This window comes from Pedobacter sp. MC2016-15, assembly GCF_026239695.1.
In the GTDB taxonomy this organism is placed as follows: domain Bacteria; phylum Bacteroidota; class Bacteroidia; order Sphingobacteriales; family Sphingobacteriaceae; genus Pedobacter.
In genome coordinates, this window is the sequence record NZ_JAPIVS010000008.1 from 13,887 (window position 1) to 39,519 (window position 25,633).

Genomic DNA, 25,633 nt, shown 5'->3' on the forward strand with positions numbered 1-25,633 from the left:
GTTACCAGTTATCAGTGCGAAATGAGGAGGCCGGCAGTCCTTCGGTATTGTACAGTTGTCCCTGCACAAAATCCCTGAATGCATACCTGACAGCTACAGGATTGCTTACTTCTGGTGCAGAAAGCACTACAGCTTCAGCTTTGATGACAGCTTTTGCGGGATGGAACACTTTGTCTGCCCCGGCGATTTCAAACTGCGTCAACTCCTTGCCAAAGGTGGTCAGTCCGTTAGCAGCATGTGCAAATTTTACCGTAATGCTGCTGCCTTTGATGTCGTTAGATTCGTAGGACGGACTTTCTGCGCCAAAGCCCTTCAATCCGTATGTTTCTGACAATGCCAGCAATGCCAGTCTTTTTCCTCCGGCTTCTTTATTCATCGGGTGGATACTTTTCTCTTCCCCTATATCCATCAGCACCGCCATAGCTGAGCCTGGAATTTGTGCCAGAGATTTCCGCTGGGCATCACGTAAATAGGCAGAATTGTATTTTGCACCCTCCAAATTCGGCGGCAGTTGTTTGTAATTGTACGGTGCGATCTGTGCATAGTAAAAAGGGAAGTCCTTTTTCCATTCTGTACGCCATTGTTTTACCAGTGCCGGAAACAGTTTTTCATACAGGTCGGGATCCTCGTAGTTGGATTCTCCCTGGTAGTAGATCGCTCCTTTTACCGCAAAGCCTGCAACCGGGTGGATCATGCCATTGTATAAAGTGGTTGGAGTCCTGCTTACCAGCTTGATGGTATCTTTTTCGGCCGGCACCTGTATTGAAGGGAAAGCTTTTAAAGTGGATGCTGACATCCATGCCTGGGCAGAAGATCCGCCATAACTTACATTGACCAATCCTACAGGAATATCCAGCATCTCATTGAGCAGTTTGCCAAAAATATATCCTGTAGCACTAAAGTTTGCTACTGCTTCGGCCCCTGCCACTTTCCAGGCCGAAGGCTTACTGTTTTCCTGTTCTGTAGTGATGGATGACCGCGGTACGGTGTACAGGCGGATATAGGGATTTACAGATTTCAGGATCAGATCATTGGAACCTAAAATTGGTTGTCCTTTGAATCCCTTTAGCGGCATTTCCATATTGGATTGACCTGTGCAGAGCCATACTTCGCCGATGAGGATATTTTTTAGGGTAATCGTTTTGCCATTACTCACCGTAATTTCGTAGTTCTTTTTGCTGGCTACCGGAGTATTGATTTTGATCATCCATTTACCTTCGGCAGTAGTGATACCGGTATAGGTTTGCTGGTTCCATGAAGTTCTGATTACGATTTTCTGTCCTGCTTTATCCCAACCCCAGATGTTGACTGCTTCTTTCTGCTGGAGTAACATGTTATCGGTAAAAATGGATGCCAGTTTAGTCTGGGCGTTAGTCAGCGACTGAAGGCAAAGGAGCAAAAACAGGGAAATGAAAATTTTCATTTTGTTCATGTACGCTATTTATAAATGGTTAAATAATGGTATGAATTTAACAAAGCAGTTATAGGATCTGAAGTTTTTGACAACATTGTATATGATTTTGTGAAAATACTATAAATGAATAGCAAATTATGGGAGGATATTTGAATTCGCCCCAATAATGCCAAATAATTGTATGAACAGAATACTCAGCCCGATCCTGCTATTTTTTATTTTATACATCCCCGGTATCAGCCTTGCGGCCGCATTTCCAGTACAGCAAATTTCGCTGGTTTACCCTGCCACTGCCAGCCCCAGGATAAAATACGGGATTGATCAGCTGGCCTCGGCATTAAAGAAAGCGAATTATCAGGTTACGGTATCATCGTCTTCAGTACCAAAAAAAGCGAATTTCAGTATCATTATCGGGAAGTCTGGCCATGCATTACTTAAAAACACTACTGCTCCGGCAAACACCCATAAGGAAGGTTTTTCCATTACTACAGTTGGCCAAAAACTAATTGTAGCAGGTATGGATGACTCCGGCGTTCTGTACGGATGTTTGGAACTGGCATCGCAAATAAAGAACAATGGAAAGATCCCTGAAAATCTGAAGATGACCGATCAGCCGGAAATGGTATTAAGAGGTACCTGTATCGGATTGCAGAAATCAGATTACCTGCCAGGGAGGGATGTTTATGAATATCCCTATACAGAAAGTACGTTTCCCTGGTTCTATGATAAAAAACTATGGCTGGAATACCTGGATATGCTGGCTGAAAACCGATATAACTCCTTGTACCTCTGGAATGGACATCCTTTTTCATCACTCGTAAAACTCAAAGATTATCCCTATGCCCTTGAAGTGGATGAGGCTACTTTCAAAAAGAATGAAGAAATCTATAAGTTCCTGACTGTAGAAGCAGATAAACGTGGGATCTGGGTGATCCAGATGTTCTACAATATCTTGATTCCGAAACCTTTTGCTGAAAAACATCAGCTGAAAACGCAGGACAGAAACCGGCCCATTATTCCCCTGATTGCTGATTACACACAAAAATCCATTGCTGCTTTTGTAGAGAAATACCCTAACGTTGGTCTGCTGGTGGCACTGGGCGAAGCCATGGAAGGAGTGGGGCAGGATGATGTGGACTGGTTTACAAAAACGATTATTCCCGGTGTAAAAGATGGACTGAAAGCATTAGGAAGAACAGATGAACCGCCCATAGTTCTGCGTGCACATGATACCGATGCACCAAGGGTGATGAAAGCCGCATTGCCACTCTATAAAAATTTATATACTGAAGCCAAATTCAACGGTGAGGCACTGACAACTTATACTCCCCGCGGCAGCTGGGCAGAGCTGCACCGCAAGCTGAGCGCGATAGGAACCGTACATATTGAAAACGTACATATCCTGGCTAACCTCGAGCCTTTCCGTTACGGATCGGCAGACTTTATCCAGAAATCTGTGCAGGCGATGCATCAGGTGTATCATGCAAACGGCTTGCACCTGTATCCGCAGGCATCATACTGGGACTGGCCTTATACCGCAGACAAAAATAAAGGGCGAATCTTTCAGGTGGAGCGCGACTGGCTTTGGTATAAAGAATGGGCACGTTATGCCTGGAAGGCGGACCGCAACAGGGCTGAGGAATTGAACTACTGGGGAGATCAGCTGGGGGAAAAATTCGGGATGAATGCTGATCACGGAAAGGAGATCATGAAGGCTTATGAAGAATCCGGGGAGATCTCTCCGAAACTGCTGCGCAGATATGGTATTACCGATGGCAACAGGCAGACGCTTACGCTGGGTATGCTGATGACGCAGCTGATCAACCCTTTCCGTTATGGTTTGTTTACGCTATTGTATGAATCTGAAGCTCCCGAAGGTGAGATGATCATTGAATATGCAGAGAAGGACTGGAAGGAAGAAAAACATATAGGGGAAACCCCTGTACAGGTAGCTGCGGAAGTGGTTGCCCATGGTGACCAGGCAATAGAAGCGATAGAGCAGGCCGCTCCTTTTGCCACTAAAAATAAGGAAGAGTTTGAGCGGGTACGTAATGATATGTATTGTTATAAGGAAATGGCGGCCTTTTATGCTGAAAAAGTTAAAGCATCACTGCTGATCCTGCGTTATAAATATTCCGGAGAACTGGGCGATCTGGATCAGGCGGTTCCTTTACTGGAAAACAGCGTGAAACATTATGCAAAATTGACGGAGCTCACAAAAGATACTTACCTGTATGCGAACAGCATGCAGACCAAACAACGGAAAATCCCTATGCGTGGGGTAGACAAGACTTTTATCCACTGGACGGAGATGCTGCCGGTATATGAGAAGGAACTGGCAAATTTCAAAAGACATATCGACTCCCTGCGTGCTCCGGGAGCTCAGCAGGCAGTGGCGGTAAAGTCCTTTACAAATGCAGAGGTGAAGATCATGAACCCAAATACCAGCAGCTATACGCTTAAAAAAGGAGTATCTGTTTTTGCTGATACTACTGCTGCCATCACCGCGTTTGCGCCTGAATTATCTGGCTTAAAAGGAATCCTGATGAACAAGGCTGAACAGATACAAAAGGGAACGTCGCTGCAATTTAAATCAACGAAACCTGTAAAAGTGCTGGTTGCCTATTTCAATGAGAAAAATCAATCCTACCTCGCAGCACCTGAGCTGGAAACTGATGCCTCTGCCAATAACTACGGGCAGGCCGAAGCAAAATTGTCTAATGCGCTAATGCTGAATGGTTTCCCTATTGCCAACATACATACCTATTCTTTCCCGGCAGGAACACAAACGCTTACCTTAGCTAAAGGTGCCTGCGCTATTCTCGGGTTTATTGATGAGCAGGAACATCTCCGCATTTACAATGCTGGACTGGACGGGAAGAGCAAGGATATTGACTGGTTGTTTGAATAAATACGATGATGATAAAGCGAATAAAAGAGGTTCTGATTGCTCTGCTGCTGATTTCATGCTGCGGTATTACTGCCCGGGCACAGGAGCAAAAAAAAGGTTTTCTGGTGCTTGATCCTACAGTGATGAAAAAGGATATTGCCTATTTCAATTCGCTTGATACCGAAGATGTAAAAAACTATATCAGCAATGCGGATACCTACCAGTGGTTATCTGCACAAATTCCTCTTTTCGAATGCCCGGATAGTGCCATCCAGAAGATTTACTATTACCGATGGTGGACCCTGAGGAAGCAACTGAAGCAGACTCCAAATGGATATGTTTTTACTGAGTTTATTACACCGATGAAACATGGTGGTAAATACAATGCCATCAGCAGTGCGCTTGGACATCAGGTCTATGAAGCACGCTGGCTGCATGACAAAACATTTGCGGAAAGCTATGTCAGCTTCTGGCTGGATGAAGATAAGGCTGAGAAAAATCCACACTTCCACAATTTCAGCAGCTGGATAGATGACGCCGTTTACAACCTTTACCTTGTCAATACAGATCAGTCGTTTATCAAAAAGAGTATTCCTGCACTGAACCTTGATTATCAGTTATGGGAGAAAGAGCGCCGCCTGCCTGATCATTCTTTCTGGCAGTTTGATGTAAAAGATGCGATGGAAGAATCTATCAGCGGCTCCAGGAGAGAGAAGCATGTCAGGCCGACGATCAATAGTTATATGTATGGCAATGCCGATGCCCTTGTTAAGATGTCCCGTATTTTGGGCATTGACAGTTTAGAGAAAAAATACAAAGCCAGGGCGGCAGAGCTGAAATCGATTGTAAATGAACAGCTGTGGGACGCTGAAACCTCATTTTACAAGGTCAGGAAAGCTAAGGGTGGTTTTGCTGATGCCCGGGAAGCGATTGGCTTGATACCCTGGTATTTTAAGCTTCCACCAGACCGTGCCAACTATGCAAAGGCATGGGAACAACTGAATGACACCACAGGTTTTTCTGCACCCTGGGGCTTAACGACGGCTGAGCGAAGACACCCCCTGTTCCGTACGCATGGTTCAGGTCACAGCTGTGAATGGGATGGACCGGTATGGCCCTTTGCTACAACGCAGACTTTGAAGGGATTGTCCAACCTGCTGACAGGTTATAAAAATCATGCGAACATGTCTACGGCTGTATTTTACAGTAAGTTTCATCAATATGCCATGTCTCATGTGATGGATGGGAAAACTTATATCGGCGAATATCAGGACGAGAAGACAGGGGAATGGTTGAAAGGAGACAATCCAAGAAGCCGTTTTTATAACCATTCAGGTTACACGGACCTGCTGATCAATGACCTGATCGGTCTTAAACCACGGGAGGATCAAACGCTGGAAGTTTATCCGCTTATCCCGGAAAATACCTGGGATTGGTTTTGTCTGGATGATGTGCTGTATCATGGACGTCATATCACCATCATTTGGGATAAGGATGGAAAGAAGTATGGTAAAGGCAAGGGGATGAGTATATATGCAGACGGTCAGCTGATCGGTCGTAAGGCTAAACTTAAACAGCTGAAAGCTAAATTAAATTAACGATATAGGTATGAGATTCTTAAAAGTTGCTATTGTACTGCTGTTTACCTGTCATGCCTCCCTACTTTCGGCACAGGAGTATTATAACGTCATTAAATATGGGGCTAAAAGAGACAGCAGCGCTCTGGCTACAGCAGCTATTGCGAAGGCGATAACCGCAGCCTCAAAAGCGGGCGGGGGCACGATCTACTTCCCCGCGGGAAAATACCTGACGGGTCCGGTGCACCTGAAGAGCAATATTACGATTATGCTTGACGCGGGTGCTGAACTCCATTTTAGTGACGACTTTGACCAGTATCTGCCTATGGTGCGCAGCCGCTGGGAGGGAACCGACGTGATCAACTTTTCACCACTGTTCTATGGCGAGTATCTTGAAAACATCGCCATTACTGGTCGCGGTACGATCAACGGGCACGGACAAAAATGGTGGGACTATGCCGAAAACGTAGTCAAGAAGTCGCCCGGATCAAAGTGGCAGGACGAATTTAAGCGGCAGAATAAAGATGTAATTGCCCCCGATCTTCCGGGATGGATAGAGCGTGGTTTTCTCAGGCCTCCATTTATACAATTCATGAACTGTAAAAATGTATTGATTGAAGGGATTACTATCCGCAATTCTCCCTTCTGGACGGTAAACCCTGAGTTTTGTGAAAATGTAACGGTAAAAGGGGTAACTATCAATAACCCGATTTCACCCAACACTGATGGCATCAACCCAGAAAGCTGTAAATATGTGCATATTTCAGACTGCCATATCAGCGTTGGCGATGATTGCATCACCATCAAATCCGGTAAAGACAGGGCTGGCCGCAAGATGGCTGTACCTGCTGAAAATTATACGATTACCAATTGCACCATGCTCTCGGGACACGGCGGGGTAGTGATCGGCAGTGAGATGTCTGGCGGAGTTAAAAAGATAGCCATCTCCAATTGCATCTTTGACGGTACAGACCGTGGGATCAGAATCAAGACAGCAAGAGGAAGGGGAGGTGTTGTTGAGGACATCAGAGTGGATAATATCATCATGAAAAATATTGGTCAGCAGGCCATTGTGATGGATATGCAGTATGCAAAAACCAAAGAAGAACCTGTATCAGAGCGCACGCCAATCTTCAGAAATATCCATCTGAGTAATATTACTGCTGAGGCCAATGCCGCAGGTTACCTGAATGGGCTGTCGGAAATGCCGATTGAGAACGTCACATTTAACAATATCAACATTGATGCAAAAACAGGATTTGTGATCAGTGAGGTAAACAAAATCTCCTTCCGTCAGGTAGAGATCAACACTGCTTCAGGTCCGGCTATCAACGCTAAAAAAACAAAAAAACTGAATATTGACGGAGTAGTCAAAGATTATCAATAACAGAACTGATGAAGGATCTGCTTCGCATATTAACCCTGCTCGTTTGTTTGCTTACCTGCCTGAACAGTGCCGAAGTCCAGGCGCAGAAAGACGACCGGTTGTGGTATAAACAAGCTGCCTCGAAATGGACTGATGCGCTGCCGCTGGGCAATGGCAGGCTCGGTGCCATGGTTTTTGGAGGTGTACAGAGCGACAGAATCCAGTTTAACGAAGAAACTTTGTGGACAGGCAAACCGAGGGATTACAATCATCCGGGTGCCGCAGCTTATCTCCCTGAGATCCGCCGCTTGCTTGCCGAAAATAAACAGCCCGAAGCCGAAAATCTGGCGGATGAAAAGTTTATGGGATTGAAAAGTCCGGCCGGAGATAAAAAAGCCTGGGTTAAGGATATGCTTGAGCTGAAAGGAATGGACGGCAATCCCGCTCTGGCAGAATATGATGACCGCAGCTGGAAGACGATAAAGGTTCCGTCCTTTGATGGATGGGAGGCCGCAGGACTTGAAGGTTTGGACGGTGCAGTGTGGTTGCGGACAAGCTTTCTACTGCCCGCAGATCTCGCAGGACAGGAGCTGGTACTGGACCTGAATAAAATACGCGACCAGGATTTAACTTATATCAACGGTAAATTGATAGGAAAAACGGAGGGTAATACCATCAGCCGTAAATATGTGATCCCTGCGGGATTGCTGAAGCCGGGCAGGAATGTACTGGCGGTGCAGGTGTTAAATTTCTTTGATAAAGGGGGGATTGCTGGTTATAAAGATACCAGTAACCGGATATCCATTCATCCGACAAATACCAGCAGTGCCCGGAAGATATTCTTTGGGAAACACTGGAAGTACAAAATACAGGATCAGGCGCCACCGGCTGTGCCTCATTTTCAGGCAGATTATCAGCCTTTTGGCGATCTCAGACTCAATTTTAAGCATCAGGGCAGCATAACGGGTGTGCAGCAATACAGGCGGTCACTAAACCTGGGTACCGCGACTTCAGTCACCTCATACACCCTAAACGGGGTAACCCACACCAGGACCTACTTTATCAGTGAGCCGGATCAGGTGATGGTGGTTCATCTCAGCGCCAGCAAACCTGGCAGCATCAGTTTCAGGGCAGCCCTGAGCAGTCCGCATCAAAAAAGTAGTGTCAGGAAGATAGATGGTCATACCATTGCTATGTCTGTGCAGGTACGTGACGGAGCGCTGAAAGGGGAAAGTTATCTGCAGGCAGACATTCAAAAGGGAAAGCTGACGATAGAAGAGAATGCAGAAATCAACATTAGCAATGCGGATGAAGTTACCTTGTATCTCACAGCTGGAACAAATTTTATCAACTATAAGGATGTTTCAGGAAGTCCTGAACGATTTTGCAAAAAGACGTTTGCCGCTCTGCGGGGACAAACTTACGCTGCTATCAAAAAAAGGCATATTGATGAATATCAGAGATATTACAACACCTTCTCAATAGATCTGGGTAAAAGTCCAAATCAGGTATTGCCTACAGACATTCGCCTGGCAAGATTCAGAGAGGGGAAAGATCCGGCCTTTGCAGCACTATACCTACAGTATGGCAGGTACCTGCTGATCTCTTCTTCAAGGCCAGGGACGCAGCCCGCAAACTTACAGGGGATATGGAACGATTTGCTTTCGCCACCATGGGGTAGTAAATATACCACCAACATCAATGCAGAAATGAATTACTGGCCGGCAGAAGTGCTGAACTTATCAGCCATGCATGAACCGATGTTTAACATGATCGATGATCTTGCGAAAAGAGGGGCAGAAACGGCAAAGGTTCATTATAGTTCTTCTGGCTGGGTAGTACATCACAATACAGACATATGGCGTGGCACAGCACCCATCAACTCGGCCACTCATGGGATTTGGGTAACAGGCGCTGCCTGGCTGACCATGGATCTCTGGGAACATTTCCTCTTTACACAGGACAAGCAGTTTCTGGCGCAGCGTGCCTATCCGCAGATGAAATCTGCAGCGCAGTTTTTTTTAGATTTTCTGCAGAAAGATACAAAAACAGGCTGGCTGATCAGCAGTCCTTCCAATTCGCCGGAGAATGGCGGCCTGGTGGCTGGCCCCAGTATGGACCATCAGATCATCAGGACGCTTTTTCGAAATTGCATCGCTGCTGCAGAGATTTTGAAAACAGATACAGCATTCAGTAAGCTTCTGCAGGAAAAATACCTGCAGATCGCTCCCTCGCAGATTGGCAAATACGGTCAGTTGCAGGAGTGGCTGGAAGATAAGGACGACCCGAAAAGTAATCACCGCCATGTTTCCCATTTATGGGGTGTACATCCAGGCAATGACATCACCTGGGATACCAGTCCAGAGCTGATGAAGGCTGCACGGCAATCATTGTTATACCGGGGGGATGCGGGTACAGGATGGAGCCTGGCCTGGAAGATCAATTTCTGGGCACGTTTTAAAGATGGCGATCATGCGATGAAAATGATCAGGATGTTAATCAGTCCGGTAGAGAAAGGTGGTGGGGCTTATCTCAATCTGTTTGATGCCCATCCTCCATTCCAGATCGACGGGAATTTTGGCGGTGCCGCAGGTATTGCCGAAATGTTGCTGCAGAGCCATACAGGATATATAGATCTGCTGCCAGCATTACCTGCAGATTTCCAATATGGAGCGCTGAAGGGTATTTGTGCAAGGGGAGGATTCGTACTTAACCTGAAATGGAATAAAGGCGTTTTACAACAGGTTGAAGTGTTATCGAAGACAGGGAATGAATGTTTACTGAGGTACAAGGGCAAAGAAATACGTTTCCCAACCAGAGCCGGGCAAACTTATATTTTTAATGGTTTGCTGAAGAGATTAGACAGTGTGGCCAATACTGGTGTAAAACACACATCTCCGAGAGTTGTCATCCCTATGAACGACAATTGGCGAAGCATCGCGGACGACAAAAATATTCATGCTTATGATGGTTTTGAAAAGGCATCATACAACGATCGTCCATGGAAGAAGGTAAGTGTACCGCATACCTGGGATCAGTACGAAGGATACCGGAGGTTGCTTGCTGGTAACCGTCATGGTTATGCCTGGTACCGGAAGACTTTCAAAACTAATATAAAGGCGGTCGGGAAGAGGTTCTTCCTTTATTTCGAAGGAGTAGGTTCCTATGCGACCGTTTATCTGAACGGCAGGCTGGTGGGCAAACATGCCGGTGGGCGGACAACCTTTACCCTGGATGTAACAAAAGCTATACTACTGAATAACCAGCTCAACACATTGAGCGTTCGTGCAGATCATCCTGCAGATATCAAAGATTTACCCTGGGTAGACGGGGGCGGTTCCGCAGAACGGGGTTTTTCTGAAGGTTCGCAACCGATGGGCATCTTCAGACCGGTGCAGCTCGTAGTAACTGATGAGGTAAGGATTGAACCTTTTGGCGTCCATATCTGGAATGACCATACGATAACTGCAAGATCGGCCACCTTAAAAATGACAACTGAGCTTAAAAATTATGGATCGAAAGTGCAACTGCTTAAAGTCAACAGCCAGTTACTTGATAGCAATGGAAACGTGAAGGGTATGGTGAAAAGCACAGTTCAGCTCCAGCCGGGAACGATTGCCCTAGTTCCTCAGGAGCTCGTGCTGGATCAGCCCAGCTTATGGTCGCCCGCCAATCCTTATCTTTATACTGTCAAAACTACTATCCTCGGTGATGATGACCGTATAGTTGATGAAACAGAAAGTCCCTATGGTATTCGCAGGATCAGCTGGCCCATCGGAGCTACAGAAGATCATAAACGTTTCACTATCAACGGAGAACCTTTTTTTATCAACGGAATTGCAGAGTATGAGCACCTGATCGGCAACAGCCATGCTTTTAGTGACGGGCAGATAAAATCAAGGGTTATGCAGATCAAAGCCGCAGGATTCAATGCCTTCAGGGATGCACATCAGCCACATAACCTGCGGTACATGTCTTACTGGGACAAGCTGGGGGTGCTATGCTGGACACAGATGGCAGCTCATATCTGGTATGATACTCCGGCTTTCAGAGAGAACTTCAAAACCCTGTTAAGAGAATGGGTAAAAGAACGCAGGAACAGTCCTTCAGTTGTATTGTGGGGATTGGAGAATGAGAGCACCTTACCTGAAGATTTTGCGCGGGAATGTACGGGGATTATCAGGGAGATGGATCCCACGGCTTCTGCCCAGCGCAAAGTGACTACCTGCAACGGCGGGAAAGGTACCGACTGGGATGTGCCGCAGAACTGGACGGGAACTTATGGAGGTGATCCGCTGGATTATGGCAAAGATCTGGAAAGGCAGGTGCTGATAGGCGAGTATGGGGCCTGGAGAACGCTGGACCTCCATACCGAAGGTCCATTTGAGCAGAATGGTGTATATAGCGAAGACAGGATGTCGCAGTTGATGGAAACCAAAATCAGGCTGGCTGAAGCCGCAAAAGCGAAAACTGCAGGACATTTCTTCTGGCTCTTCAATTCACATGATAATCCTGGCAGAGTACAGGGAGGGGAAGGATTGCGGGAGCTGGACAGGGTAGGGCCTGTGAATTATAAAGGATTACTTACACCCTGGGAAGAGCCTCTGGATGTGTATTACCTGTACAAGGCAAATTACGCACCCAAAGAAACATCGCCCATGGTCTATATATTATCGCATACCTGGCCCGACCGATGGCTTAGTCCGGGTCTAAAGGATAGTATTTCTATCTATTCCAATTGTGATGAAGTGGAACTTTTCAATGATGTTAATGCGGAATCTCTGGGCAGAAAGAAAAACAGGGGTATAGGTACACATTTTCAATGGGACCAGGTCAATATCAAGTACAATGTTTTGTATGCCGTAGGTTATGTAAATGGTAAAGCTGTAGCCAGAGATTATATCGTATTAAGCCATCTTCCTGCTGCTCCGCATTTCAGGGATTTTTATCAGGATGCAAAGGAGCTGCTTCCTGCCGCTGGTTACAAATATCTTTACAGGCTGAATGCCGGCGGACCGGATTATACTGATCAGCTGGGGAATACCTGGATGGCTGACAGACAGCGGGACAGCAAATCTCACTGGGGATCATCTTCGTGGACAAGTGATTTTCCGGGAACACCTTCATTTTTTGCGAGTCAGCGCAGAACCTTTGACCCCATCAGGGGCACGAATGACTGGAAACTCTTCCAGGATTTTCGGTACGGACGAGACAAGCTGAAGTTTGAATTCCCTGTTCCGGACGGCGAGTACCTGGTAGAATTGTATTTTACTGAACCCTGGCTGGGAACCGGTGGCGGAGCAGATTGTACGGGATGGAGATTGTTTGATGTAGCCGTAAATGATAAAGTAATATTGAAAGACCTGGATATATGGAAAGAATCTGGACATGATGCCGCATTAAAAAAGGTGTTCAGCGTAATAGTCACCGGCGGGCAGTTGAGCATTTCATTTCCGAATGTGAAAGCAGGGCAGGCATTGATCTCAGCGATAGCCATTGCTACCAGGAATCCAAATGTGGAACCAGCCTTGCCTCCGGATCCAATTGCTACAGGGCTGAATATAGCTGGAAAACCCGAAGAGTTTCATTCATGGATGGATACAGGTGCAGACTTCGCCAGCTTACCTGCCAATCTTTTCGGAGCAGAATGGGCCGTTGCCAACCGGGCCGCTAAAGTATCCTTCCAGCTGAAAGCTGATGCCGATGTTTACCTTGCCACCAGCATCCCACAAGAATTTCCGGGTTTTGAAAATACAGGTACCTTTATTAAAAACAATAAAGGGGATCGCTTTGCCGTGTACAAGAAGAGATTCCGGAAGGGGAGCGAGCTTGCAGCAGTGACCAACTCCGCTTCTATTATAGCCCTGAATCCGGTGAGTAGTCTTGCACCTGCATTTGATCTGAAAACAGCCGTCAATTATCCTGCAGTTGCCACCTTAGCTTCATCAAAAGGATTGGAGAAAATATCCCTGATGGGAAAGGAAAGGATACAATTTGTACAAAACAACGATGCGGTCATCGAATTTACAATAGGTGTTGGTGTTGCTGATACCTATTCACTGACATTGAAGTACCATAATCCCACCGCTAAAGTGCTGCAGGCAAAGATAGAAGTGCTGGCCCTGGATGGCACTGTGATGAAAAAGGCCGAAATCATCAAATTAGCGCAAACCAAACCGGGAAAATGGAGTTATATTACCACCAGTACGGGAACAATGATCAATGCGGGACAGTATAAAGTTCGTATTTTATCCGTTGATACCAGGGATGTCAGTGTAGACGGGCTGGAAGTTCAGTAATTTTAATATCATAATCTATTGATATTTAGTCATTTAAAAATCGTCTGTCGTATTTGACAATGCGCTGATAGAGTTTTTCGCTAAGTAGTTATACATTTGTTTAACGCTGTTAGATTATTTAATACAGGGGAATATTACCATGGGTAGTAAAGAAAGAATTCAAAGGATTAAGGAAGAGACAAGGGCTAACATACTTGAGGCTGCATTACAAATCGTTAAAGAAGATGGATGGCAATCTCTAAGCATGCGCAAGATTGCGGACAAAATTGAATACACTGCACCTATTATTTATGAATACTTTGCCAACAAGGAAGGCATTTTGCTGGAGCTGACCCGGATGGGAAACGGACTTCTGCTTAAAGACTTCAAAGTAGCACAGTCAAAGTTTGATACGCCTGAACAACAATTGGAAGCAATGTGGATTGCTTACTGGGACTTTGCATTCAGCCATAAAGAACTTTATCAGCTGATGTACGGTGTGGATATGATGTGTTGTGAGATGACCAAGAGCTTACCCGAGGCAGAGGCCGCGAGAAAAATACTCTTCGATGCCATCGCAAAGATTATGACGGAATCAGAACCTACTGAAGAATTAATCTGCCGGAAGTATTACACATTCTGGTCTATCATCCACGGACTGATCTCTATCAATCTGGTGGGAAAAGGAAATACAACTGATATGAATCAGCATATTTTACGCGATGCCATACAAGGCATTATAAAATCAATTAACGACTAAAATATATTTTTTTATGGAATACTTAACGCTGTTAGATTATTTATACGTTGTAACGTTCAACTCAAGAAGGAGAGCGGCAAAGTCTATAAGCCTTTTTTTGTCTCCTCATCTAACACCGTTAGATAAATTAAATATGTTAAAACATCAATATTCAAAACAACAATTTCCTGCATTATACAAAACCTCCAATATTTTTATGCAATCACTTAACACTGTTAAACAATTGACGAACGTTATGAAAACTACACTATCAATTCTAACCCTAGCTATATTAATCGCTGGCTGCTCAGGCGGACAGCCTCCTGTGCCACCACCGGCGCCACAGGCTTTGCAGGTGATGGCCCTTCAGGGGAACCTGCAAACTACTTACACAGAATATCCTGCATCTATTCAGGGAGCAATTGACCTGGAGATCCGTCCGCAGGTATCAGGCATCCTGGATAAGATCCTCGTAAGTGAAGGCGCTGCCGTACAGAAAGGACAGCCGCTCTTCAAAATCGATGAGCGTCCGTTCAGAGAGGCACTGAATACGGCAAAAGCACAGTTGCATGCTGCACAGGCTGCAGTAAACAATGCGCAAATCGAGGTAGATAAACTGACGCCCCTGGTGAAAAATAAGGTGGTATCTGACTACCAGCTTAAAACAGCTACTTCAACCTATCAATCTGCACTGGCTAGTGTTGAGCAGGCTAAAGCAGGAGTAGCTGCCGCCAATATCAACCTTGGATACACGCTGATCAAAGCACCGGTATCAGGTTATGTAGGCCGCCTGCCTAAGAAACAGGGGAGCATTGTTTCACCAACTGACCCAACGGCATTAACACAACTGTCTGATGCACATGAAGTACATGTTTACTTTGCCCTTGGTGAAGATGACTTTAACGCTTTCAACGCGAAATACCCGGGAAACACAGTCAACGAAAGACTGAAAAAATTACCTGGCGTTTCTCTGCTGCTGGCTGACAATACCGTGTACGGAAAAGAAGGCAAGGTGGATATGGTAGACGGACAGTTTGACAAACAAACAGGTTCAATTTCCTTAAGGGCTACATTCCCAAATCAACAAGGGCTTTTACGCTCAGGTAACACAGGAAAGATCAGGTTAAAGCTTGACCACGACAACGCGATTACGATCCCACAGTCTTCAACTGTTGAAGTGCAGGACAAGATCTTCGTATTTGTGGTTGACGGTTCCAATAAAGTGACCAGAACACCAATTACTGTATCAGGCACCAGCGGTATCAATTACCTGGTTGAAGAAGGATTAAAATCGGGCGACAGGATCGTATTTGACGGTATCGACAAATTAAAAGACGGTGATACGATCAAACCTGAAAAATTAAAAGAAGAACCTATTACAACTGCATCAAGATAATATACAGCAATCATGTTAAAGCAATTTATAGAAAGGCCGGTATTAGCAACAGTAATTTCCATTCTGTTGGTGATATTAGGTATACTGGGACTAACCAGGTTACCCTTACAACAATTCCCTGAGATTGCCCCGCCGGCGGTTCAGGTTACCGCACTGTATCCCGGTGCAAATGCCGAAACTGTACTGCGTTCGGTAGCTCCTTCGCTGGAAGAGCAGATCAACGGGGTAGAAAATATGAGTTACATGCAATCTACCGCCAGCAACGACGGCTCCCTCGTGATCTCTGTATACTTTAAACTGGGTACTGACCCCGATCTTGCAGCGGTAAATGTACAAAACCGTGTTGCACAGGCCACCAGTCAGCTGCCTGCAGAGGTGGTACAGGCAGGAGTAACCACTGCAAAACAACAGAACAGTTTGATCATGGTACTCACCATGTCGTCTGATGATGAGAAACATTACGATCAGACTTTCATGTCCAATTACGCGCAGATCAACTTAATTCCTGAGATCAAAAGGATCCAGGGTGTTGGTGCGGCAGTTATTTTTGGAGGAAGTAAGGATTATTCGATGCGTGTATGGCTTAACCCTTCACAGATGGCTACCTATGGCCTGACACCTAATGAGGTTATGGCATCCATTAAAGATAAAAACCTTGAAGCTGCACCGGGTATGTTTGGTGAAGGCAGTAATGCTCCTTTTGAGTATGTATTGAAATATAAAGGTAAACTGACCAAACCCGAAGAGTACGAAAATATTATCATCCGCTCTAATGCAGACGGTTCATTCCTGAGGCTGAAAGATGTTGCAAGGGTAGAACTGGGTTCTTATACTTATGGTAGCCATAGCTTTGTAGAAAGCAACGGTAAACCTGCATTGAACATTGCTATCCAGCAGTTAAGTGGTTCAAATGCCAATGAAATACAGATCGCCATTTCCAAGTTCATGGAAAAAGCAAAAAAAGACTTTCCAAAAGGTATCTCTTATGTGAATCTGTACAATACAAAAGTATCCCTGGATCAGTCTATTGACCAGGTTATCCATACACTGGTAGAGGCCTTTATCCTCGTGTTTATTGTTGTATTTATCTTCCTTCAGGATTTCCGTTCAACACTGATTCCGGCCATTGCGGTTCCGGTAGCGATTGTTGGTACGTTCCTGTTCATGAAGGTATTTGGGTTCTCTATCAACCTGTTGACACTCTTTGCTCTGGTACTCGCTATTGGTATTGTAGTGGATGATGCGATTGTGGTCGTCGAAGCCGTCCATGCCAAGATGGAGCACAACAAGATCGGACCAAAAGAGGCCACTACTGAAGCGATGCACGAGATTACAGGTGCCATTATTTCCATTACTTTAGTCATGAGTGCGGTGTTCCTGCCGGTTGGTTTTATGGAGGGCTCAACAGGGCTGTTCTACAGGCAGTTTGCATTTACACTGGCCATTGCGATTGTGATTTCCGCTATCAACGCCTTAACACTTAGTCCTGCCTTATGTGCACTGTTCCTGAAAGAACTTGACCATGGTCATGACCATGAAGGCAATGCAACTAAAAGAACATTTAAACAGCGTTTCTTTATAGGATTTAACAGGGGTTTTGAAAACCTGACCCACAGGTATGTGAATAGTGTAAAATTCCTGATCAAAACAAAATGGATCGCTCTGGCAGGACTTGTGGTAACCGTGCTGGCTACGGCATGGATGATCAACAGAACACCTACAGGATTTATTCCTTCAGAAGATCAGGGCTTTATTGCCATCTCAACATCACTGCCTGCAGGTGCTTCACTGGAAAGAACTACTGAGGTTGAGCATGAAGCATCAAAAAAACTGAGCAATCTGCCATTTACAAAAGTCTTCAACTATTTATCAGGATTTAACCTGCTAACTTCATCCAACAGTCCGTCAGCCGGTGCGATGTTCCTGTTGTTAAAACCAACAAAAGAAAGAGGAGAAGTTCAGGATATCAATGAGATCATGAATATTGTACGTGGAAAACTTGGCGAAATTAAAGGTGCCAACTTCTTCGTATTCACCTTCCCTACGGTACCAGGTTTCAATAACGTGGATGGGCTTGACTTTTTCTTACAGGACAGGACAGGTTCCGGAGACCTGCTGAAGTTTAGTGGTATCGCCAATAAATTTATCGGCGAACTGATGAAACGTCCTGAAATTGCTTTCGCCTTTACTTCATTTAAAGCTGATTACCCACAATTACAGATGGAGCTTGACGAAGCTAAAATCGAGCAGCTGGGCGTTTCTACCCAGGCCCTGCTGTCCACGATGCAGGCTTATTTTGGTAGTGCGCAGGCATCAGATTTTAACAGGTTTGGTAAGTATTACAGGGTAATGGTGCAGGCTGATATTGCCGATCGTGCGGATCCTTCTGCAATGGATGGTGTATATGTGAAAAACAGGAACGGAGAGAATGTACCGGTAAGTACACTGATCAAACTGAAACGTGTTTACGGTACAGAAACGGCTTCCCGCTATAACCTTTTTAATGCGATTGAGATCAACGCAATTCCGAAACCGGGATACAGTACAGGAGATGCGATCAGGGCAGTAGATGAAGTTGCAGCAAGTCAGCTGGCTACAGGGTTCTCTGTTGAATACACAGGTCTGACGAAAGAAGAGATTGTATCCGGCGGACAGTCAGTAGTGATTTTCAGCTTATGTCTGGTTTTCGTATACTTCCTGTTATCGGCCCAATATGAAAGTTATATCCTGCCTCTGGCCGTGATTCTGTCTATCCCAACTGGTATATTCGGTGTATTTGCTGCCATTGGTTTAACAGGAATTTCCAACAACATTTACGTACAGGTTGCATTGGTCATGTTGATCGGGCTCCTCGCTAAGAATGCCATTCTGATTGTCGAATTTGCTGTCCAGCGAAGAAGAGCAGGAATGAGCCTTGTAGAAGCGGCAATACATGCTGCACAACTCAGGTTGCGTCCGATTATCATGACGTCCCTTGCCTTTATCGTAGGTATGGCGCCGATGATGAGAGCAGTTGGTCCTTCTGCATTGGGTAACCATTCAATCAGTATCGCTGCTGCAGGTGGTATGCTTACAGGGGTTATCCTGGGATTATTCTTAATTCCGGTGCTGTTTGTGATCTTCCAGTATTTACAGGAGAAACTTACAGGTGCCCCAAAACCAGAACTTACACCAGAAACCAAATTACAATTCGAAAATGAAATTGCATAATAATATATATATCGCCCTTTTACTCGTACTTGTTGCAAGTGCATGTAAAGTATCTAAAGATATAGCCACGCCTACCGATGCTGCTCCTGAACAATTCAGGAACAGCGTGGCAACGGCTGATACCTCAAGTATCGCGAGCCTTCCCTATAAAGAGTTCTTTAAGGAAGAGGCCATCAGGCAGCTGATTGATACTGCTGTGAAAAACAATTACGATATGCAGATTGCTTTGAAAAATATTGAAGCCGCAAATCTTTTGTACAGGCAGTCTAAACTGGGTAATATCCCAACGCTTAACCTGAATGTAACTGCACAGTCCAACCGTCCTTCCGACAACAGTCTGAATGGTCTTCAGCTGGGACAGTTTGCCAATTCAACACATGTTGAAGATTTTACGATCTCTGCCGGATTGGGCTGGGAAGCTGATATCTGGCGTAAGATTGCCAACCAGAAAAGAGCTGCCGGCGCTGCTTATCTGCAGTCTGCAGAAGCGAGAAAAGCCATTCAGACACGTTTGGTATCCAATGTAGCACAAAGCTTTTACAGGCTGATCATGCTGGACACCCAGCTGGATATTGCAAAGAAAAACCTTGCACTGAACGACAGTACACTGAGAATTATCAAGATGCAGTTTGATGCCGGTCAGGTAACCTCTCTTGCTATTCAGCAGGCCGAAGCACAACAGCTGATCGCAGCTGGTCTTGTTCCGCAGCTGGAACAAAGGATCAACCTCGAAGAGAACGCCCTGAGTATTCTTACAGGTGCATTCCCTAAAGGTATTGCCAGGGCAGGACTGCTCAAAGACCTGACAATCCAGGAGCAGGTAAATACAGGCATACCATCGGTAATGGTAAGCCTCAGACCTGATGTAAAAAGTGCAGAGCTGGAGTTGTTGCGTGCAAATGCCAATGTTGGTGTGACCAAAGCAAGTATGTATCCTAGTCTGTCCATTACAGCATCCGGTGGTCTTAATGCTTTCAAGGCTGATAACTGGTTTAAAATTCCAGGCTCGCTGTTTGGCCTTGTTGGCGGCGGTATAGCACAGCCGATTTTCCAGCGCAGACAGCTGAGAACACAATATGATGTAGCTATGGTTAACCGTGAGAAAAGCGTGCTGCAATTCAGACAATCGGTGTTAACAGCTGTTGGAGAAGTATCAGACCAATTGATTAAGATAGAAAAATTAAAACAACAGTACTCGATTGCCGAAAACAGAGTTAAGGTGGTACAAAGTTCATTGCAAAACGCAAATCTGCTTTTCACCAGTGGTATGGCAAATTACCTTGAAGTGATTACTGCACAAGGAAATGCATTGCAAAGTCAGCTTGACCTGGCTACCGTAAAAACGGATCAGCTGAATGCTTCTGTAGAATTGTACAGGGCTTTGGGCGGAGGCTGGAAATAATGAAAACATGCAGGGGCTGCATTTCTTTTGTAACAGCCCCTGCAAAATCATCTCTAAGCAGATGAGTAATAATTTTAATGATGAAAAATGAAACCGCACTCAATCTTACATTCTGGTCTGGAGTGATCAATTATGTAAGGGCTGCAGCTCAACCTGCAGAAGCATTAACTCCATGGGATTTCAGGGAGCAGATAGAAGCAAAAACTGTCCTGGTTTTCAGGACATCAATCGCAGGGATCACCGAGCAACTCATGATCACATCCGGTATGAATAAACTGGTAGGAGAAAACAACTGGACGATCGACCTTGAAGATGTAGACAAAGTTTTACGTGTAGTGTGCCCGAAAAGTGCTGAGCATAAGATCATCAGTATCTTCAAAGCAAAAGGAGAGTCCTGCGAAATCATGTAGGATCGCTGTGAGAATCGGCATTTGTCTGTGCAATTGCTTAAATTAGCATCCGACAATGAGAATCCTTCACACGGCCGACTGGCACCTTGGTAAAAGACTTGAACAAAGCGAGCGTACGGATGAGCATCAGGCTTTCCTGAACTGGCTGATACAAACCCTGGAAAGCGAAAAGATCGATGTTCTAATCGTAGCTGGGGATGTTTTCGATACAGGAAGCCCTTCGAATGCGGCTTTTGAACAATATTATGGTTTCCTCCGCCAGGTAAAAAATACCTGCTGCAGAGAGGTAGTGATCATCGGTGGGAACCATGATTCTATCAGTACGCTGAATGCCCCTCAATCTTTATTAAAGTATTTCAATGTACACATCATTGGGGGAGTACCGGATGTATTTACCGATCAGATCATCGAGATCAGGGATGCAGAAGGTCATCTGGAATTAGTAGTTTGTGCGGTACCTTTTCTGCGTGATCGCGACCTGAGGCTATCAATAGCAGGGGAGACGATGGAAGAACGTGAAACACGGCTGAAACAGGGCATAGCTGCACATTACCACAATTTTTTAACACATATTTCTGACTATAAATTTAACCAGATCCCGGTAATTGCTACCGGGCATCTTTTTGCGGCCGGATCAGCCACCTCGGACAGTGAAAAGGAAATCCACGTAGGTAACCTTGGACAGATCGGTGGCGACCAGTTTCCTTCGGCGTTTGACTATGTCGCGCTGGGGCATATTCACCGGCCGCAGCTGATCAATAAAATGAATCATATCCGTTATTCAGGTTCGCCCATCCCGCTGAGCTTTTCGGAGACTGATGATAAAAAGCAGGTAATTGTGCTCGAATTTAAAGATGGCAGGATGGTCAGTCTGGACGAGATAGAAGTGCCCTGTTACCGCAGGCTGATCAGAATCAAGGGTGATTTTGACAAGGTGAAAACCAAACTTGTATTACTGGAAGACCCGGGAACTATATATCCCGCCTGGGTAGAAGTACAGGTAGAAACAGAAACATTTATTTTTGACCTGGAAGAACAGCTCAATACGCTGATCGCAGACAAACCATTTATCGAACGGTTATATCCAAGGCAGTTCAGGGTTCGCAGTGTTCAGAACCTGGATGAACAGACTGAAGAGGCGATGGCCTTGTCAGACCTTGATCCTAAAGCTGTATTTTTAAAGAAATGCAGTGCTGAATATCCTGAGGAGGAGCAGCCTGACTTGCTGCTCAGCTTTAACCAGGTACTGGAGTATATGACACAGAAGGAGGGGGGAGCATGAAAATCATCAGTATCAGATTTTTAAATCTCAATTCATTAAAGGGGCTTCATGAAATCCGCTTTGATCAGGCTCCCTTTACTGAAAGCGGCATATTTGCGATCACCGGACCCACTGGTGCCGGAAAAACTACTTTGCTGGATGCAATTACTGCTGCCCTTTATGGCCGTGTTCACCGCCACAGTAAGGATGTATTTGAGATCATGACCCGGCATACTGCAGAATCCTTTGCGGAAGTTGAATTTGAAGTAGGCTACAAATCTTATCGTGCGAAATGGTCTATCCGCCGCAGCCGCGGAAAAGCTGACGGGCAGCTGCAGCAGCAAAAGATGGAGCTTGCTGAAAGCCTCAGCGGGAATATTATCATCTCGCATCCCCTTGCTGAGGTGAGGGATGAGATTGTAAGGGTCTGCGGACTGGACTATCATCAGTTTCTGCGATCAGTGATCTTATCACAGGGTGATTTTACGCGTTTCCTGAAAGCTGATGAAAATGAAAGAAGTGATTTACTGGAGAAGATTACCGATACGGGAATCTATTCAGAGATCTCTGTAGCTGCTTTTGAAAAAGCACGTGAAGAAAGGCAAAAGCTTGAACAGTTACGTGGGAAGCTGGAAAACGTGGTCCTGCTGTCAGCGGAAGAACGATCAGCTTACCTCACAGAACTGGAGGAGCTATCCCAACAGGAGAAGAAGGTCAGAGAGGAAGAAGCAGCACTGAGGAAAAAGCTCGACTGGCTCCTACTGCTGGATAAGCTTTCTGTCAGGAAACAGGAGTTATTACAGTCGCTGTCTGAAGCAGAGCTTCATCATGCAGCTCATGAGCCCAGGTTTGTGAAACTACAGCAACATCTGCATGCACTGGTTCACCGGCCGGCACTCGCAGAACTGGATACCATCAGTTCGCAGCGCGGGCAGATAGAGACTGATCTTAAGGCAGCAGCATCACAGCATCCGGAATTGCTTTTAGCGGAGAAAAATATAAAAGTGGAATTACTGGCGGCCAGAGGACAGGCAGAGTCTACAGAAAAGACCCTGATCGAAATGGGGCCGCTATTTGATGCTGTGAGTAAAAAGGATATCCTGATTGAGCAGTCTCACCATCAGGTAAGTATCAATGCTGCAGCTTTTGATGCCGCTGCATTCAATCTAAAACAAACCGGAGAAACACAAGACAAGATCGCTGTACAGCTAAAGACAATCTCCGGGAGAATATCAGAACTTGGAGAATGGTTGAATGCGCATGCAGCAGATGCTACTCTTGATAAACAGGTGCTGCTGCTGGAGCAGTTGTTGAAACAGCTTACTGCTTTTAAAATCAAATACGGGGCTGCTGCTGAAGAACAGGCAGGATATAGCAGACGACAACAGCAGGCTCAGGCTCTTTTGCTGGAAACCTCAGAACACATCAAAACCGGACAACTGACTTTATCAGAAATCCAGCAGACTATAGAAGTACAGCAGGCATCCCTTGTTTCAGTTCTTGCAGGTAGTAATGTGCAGCAGCTGGAACAGGAAATTAGTGAATTTCCGGTGCTGATCCATACTGCAGAACAACAATTGAAATTGGCAGGATCCTATGCGGGGGGACAGCAGGAACAGTTGGCCCAGCAAAGCCGCATCGCTGAGCTGCAGGCAGATAAGAAAGAAGCGGAAGTATCTATTGCCCGGCTGAAGGTTGAAACCGAAAAGGAGACAGCATTGCTGACTCATCTGCAGCAAATCTATGAACTGGAAGTGAAGGTGCAGAAATATGACGCAGACCGTATGCAGTTACAAGAAGAACAACCTTGTCCGCTTTGTGGTGCCATCCATCACCCTTTTGTAGAAGGGAAATATGTATCGCGCATGACTGAGGCTGAAGAGCGTCGTAACCAGCAGCAGGTAAAGCTTCAATTGCTGAAAACTCAGCTTGATGCTCAATTGATTATTCTGAATACCATAACTCATCAGCTGGAAACTAATGAGAAAAATCTGGCGCTATCTGCAACTGCACTGTCACAGGTACTTGCGGAGTTTGAACTGAATAACGCTAAATTACCCAAGCCTCTGGATATTCAGAAGCCTGGAATTATTACCGCGGTGATAGAGCGGAAAAAAATGCAGCAGACCGCTGTAAAAGAACAGACAGATCTTATCAAACAACTGCAAAAGCAGATAACAGATCTGGAAAACAGCCTTGTCCAGCAACGGGAAGCTTTGGCAAAGTGGGTCAGCAAGGCAGAACAAACGGAGCTTGAACTTGCTTTTACTGCGCAGCAACTTATTGCAAAAACGCAGGAGCTGACTGCCTTGACAGAGGAAAAGAAGATCGTTGCGGAGCAGGCTGGACAGCTGTTGCAGCCTTTCGGGATTTCGATTGAAGCCTCAGGGGCAGAACAATTCATCCCCGAACTCAACTCCCGCTTTCAGCACTACCTGCAGTCTGACAACGAGTTAAAACGCCTGGAACTTGATCTTCGTCAGCAGGAAACAGAATTTAAAGGGCTGGAAAAATCGGTCATAGAAAAGAAATCGCAACTGGACGCGCTTAGTATACAGCTGCAGGAAAGCAAAACAAAATTACAGGTGTTGCAGCAGGAGCGACTGGAAATTTTTGGTACAAAAGATCCCCTGCAGGAACGCAGCACCCTCAGCGATGCGCTGAAGAAATTCAGATCAATAACCGAAGAACTGCAGCAGGATGTTCAGCAGAAACAGGAACGTCTGAAGATTATTGAAGACAGGCAGGTGCAGCTGAATACATCTTTCCTGAGTACCAAAAAGCTCTTTAATGAGCAGTTGGATAAGCTGATGGCTAAACTCGGTAAAGAAGGAATGAACTCGCTGGATGAACTGAAAGGTTTGTTTCTCAGTGATGATGAAGCTCAGCTGACATCCACACTGCAGCAGGAATCTGCACAACGCATTGCCTCTGGAAAAAGCCTTTTGTCAGCGACCGAGACAGAGCTGGAAACAGAAATCCGCAAGGCATTGACCGAAGACCATAAAGAGGTACTGGCACCCCGGCTTGAAGAGCAGGGACAGGCATTGTCAAGTATTCAGCAGGAAAAAGGAAGGTTAATTAAAGTGATCTCTGATGACGATCTGCTAAAACTCAAACATATTGAAGTTGCAGATCAAATTGAAAAGCAGCGCCAGGAAACTGACCGTTTTCAGAAGTTGTCAGCACTGATTGGATCTGCAGACGGCAAAAAATTCAGCCGTTATGCACAGGGACTTACGTTAGCAAGATTAACTGAGCTGGCTAACCGCCACCTGATCCGATTGAGCGACCGCTATCGCATCCTGAAAAGTGCGGAGCGTGATCTTGACCTTCAGATTGTGGATGGTTATCAGGCGGATGCCGTGCGGCCGATGTCTACGCTATCCGGTGGGGAGAGCTTTTTAGTCAGTCTTGCCTTAGCCCTTGGTTTATCGGATCTGGCGAGCCGTAAGGTTCAGATCAATTCTCTGTTTATTGATGAAGGATTCGGAACGCTCGACGCAGAAACGCTGGATGTCGCCATTACAGCATTGGAAAACCTGCAGGCAAGCGGAAAAAACATCGGTATTATTTCACACGTAGAAGCACTTAAAGAACGGATTGGTACACAGATCCAGTTGAGCAGAGAACCTGGAGGAACGAGCAGAATATCTTTGAGCTGTTACGGAAACCTGATCATCTGAATTT

Annotated in this window: 12 protein-coding genes; 11 read left to right on the plus strand and 1 reads right to left on the minus strand. The window is 45.6% G+C overall.

Annotation, left to right across the window (positions count from 1 at the left end; all coding sequences use genetic code 11):
- Nucleotide 1: 1 nt before the first annotated feature.
- Nucleotides 2-1,423: a sialate O-acetylesterase gene (locus tag OQY15_RS20040; protein WP_265793732.1), complete on the minus strand. Its 1,422-nt coding sequence runs from the start codon at nucleotides 1,421-1,423 to the stop codon at nucleotides 2-4.
- Between the two features lie 172 nt (nucleotides 1,424-1,595).
- Between OQY15_RS20040 and OQY15_RS20045 the strand changes: the two genes are divergently transcribed.
- From OQY15_RS20045 to OQY15_RS20095, 11 genes are all read left to right on the plus strand, one after another.
- Nucleotides 1,596-4,325, plus strand: coding sequence for a hypothetical protein (locus tag OQY15_RS20045; protein WP_265793733.1), 2,730 nt, complete (start codon nucleotides 1,596-1,598; stop codon nucleotides 4,323-4,325).
- 5 nt (nucleotides 4,326-4,330) lie between these two features.
- On the plus strand, nucleotides 4,331-5,902 hold the full coding sequence (locus tag OQY15_RS20050) for a glycosyl hydrolase family 65 protein (protein WP_265793734.1): 1,572 nt from the start codon (nucleotides 4,331-4,333) through the stop codon (nucleotides 5,900-5,902).
- Nucleotides 5,903-5,912: 10 nt separating this feature from the next.
- Nucleotides 5,913-7,268 (plus strand): glycoside hydrolase family 28 protein, encoded by a 1,356-nt coding sequence (locus OQY15_RS20055; RefSeq protein ID WP_265793735.1) that lies wholly within the window; start codon nucleotides 5,913-5,915, stop codon nucleotides 7,266-7,268.
- 8 nt (nucleotides 7,269-7,276) lie between these two features.
- Nucleotides 7,277-13,546: a glycoside hydrolase N-terminal domain-containing protein gene (locus OQY15_RS20060; RefSeq protein ID WP_265793737.1), complete on the plus strand. Its 6,270-nt coding sequence runs from the start codon at nucleotides 7,277-7,279 to the stop codon at nucleotides 13,544-13,546.
- A gap of 139 nt (nucleotides 13,547-13,685) precedes the next feature.
- Complete coding sequence (locus tag OQY15_RS20065) at nucleotides 13,686-14,285, plus strand: TetR/AcrR family transcriptional regulator (RefSeq protein WP_265793738.1); 600 nt, start codon at nucleotides 13,686-13,688, stop codon at nucleotides 14,283-14,285.
- A gap of 235 nt (nucleotides 14,286-14,520) precedes the next feature.
- Nucleotides 14,521-15,660, plus strand: coding sequence for an efflux RND transporter periplasmic adaptor subunit (locus tag OQY15_RS20070; RefSeq protein ID WP_265793739.1), 1,140 nt, complete (start codon nucleotides 14,521-14,523; stop codon nucleotides 15,658-15,660).
- 12 nt (nucleotides 15,661-15,672) lie between these two features.
- Nucleotides 15,673-18,870: an efflux RND transporter permease subunit gene (locus OQY15_RS20075; RefSeq protein WP_265793740.1), complete on the plus strand. Its 3,198-nt coding sequence runs from the start codon at nucleotides 15,673-15,675 to the stop codon at nucleotides 18,868-18,870.
- Nucleotides 18,857-20,272 carry an efflux transporter outer membrane subunit gene (locus OQY15_RS20080; RefSeq protein ID WP_265793742.1) on the plus strand — a complete coding sequence of 472 codons (1,416 nt, stop codon included), beginning with the start codon at nucleotides 18,857-18,859 and terminating at the stop codon, nucleotides 20,270-20,272. Before OQY15_RS20075 ends, OQY15_RS20080 begins: the two co-directional genes overlap by 14 nt.
- A 77-nt stretch (nucleotides 20,273-20,349) precedes the next feature.
- Nucleotides 20,350-20,682, plus strand: coding sequence for a hypothetical protein (locus OQY15_RS20085; RefSeq protein WP_265793743.1), 333 nt, complete (start codon nucleotides 20,350-20,352; stop codon nucleotides 20,680-20,682).
- A 55-nt stretch (nucleotides 20,683-20,737) separates the two neighbouring features.
- A complete protein-coding gene (locus tag OQY15_RS20090; RefSeq protein ID WP_265793744.1) occupies nucleotides 20,738-21,964 on the plus strand; it encodes an exonuclease SbcCD subunit D C-terminal domain-containing protein in 1,227 nt (408 codons plus the stop codon).
- Entirely contained in the window at nucleotides 21,961-25,629 is a 3,669-nt protein-coding gene (locus tag OQY15_RS20095) for an AAA family ATPase (RefSeq protein ID WP_265793745.1), read from the plus strand. Before OQY15_RS20090 ends, OQY15_RS20095 begins: the two co-directional genes overlap by 4 nt.
- The last annotated feature ends 4 nt before the right edge of the window (nucleotides 25,630-25,633 follow it).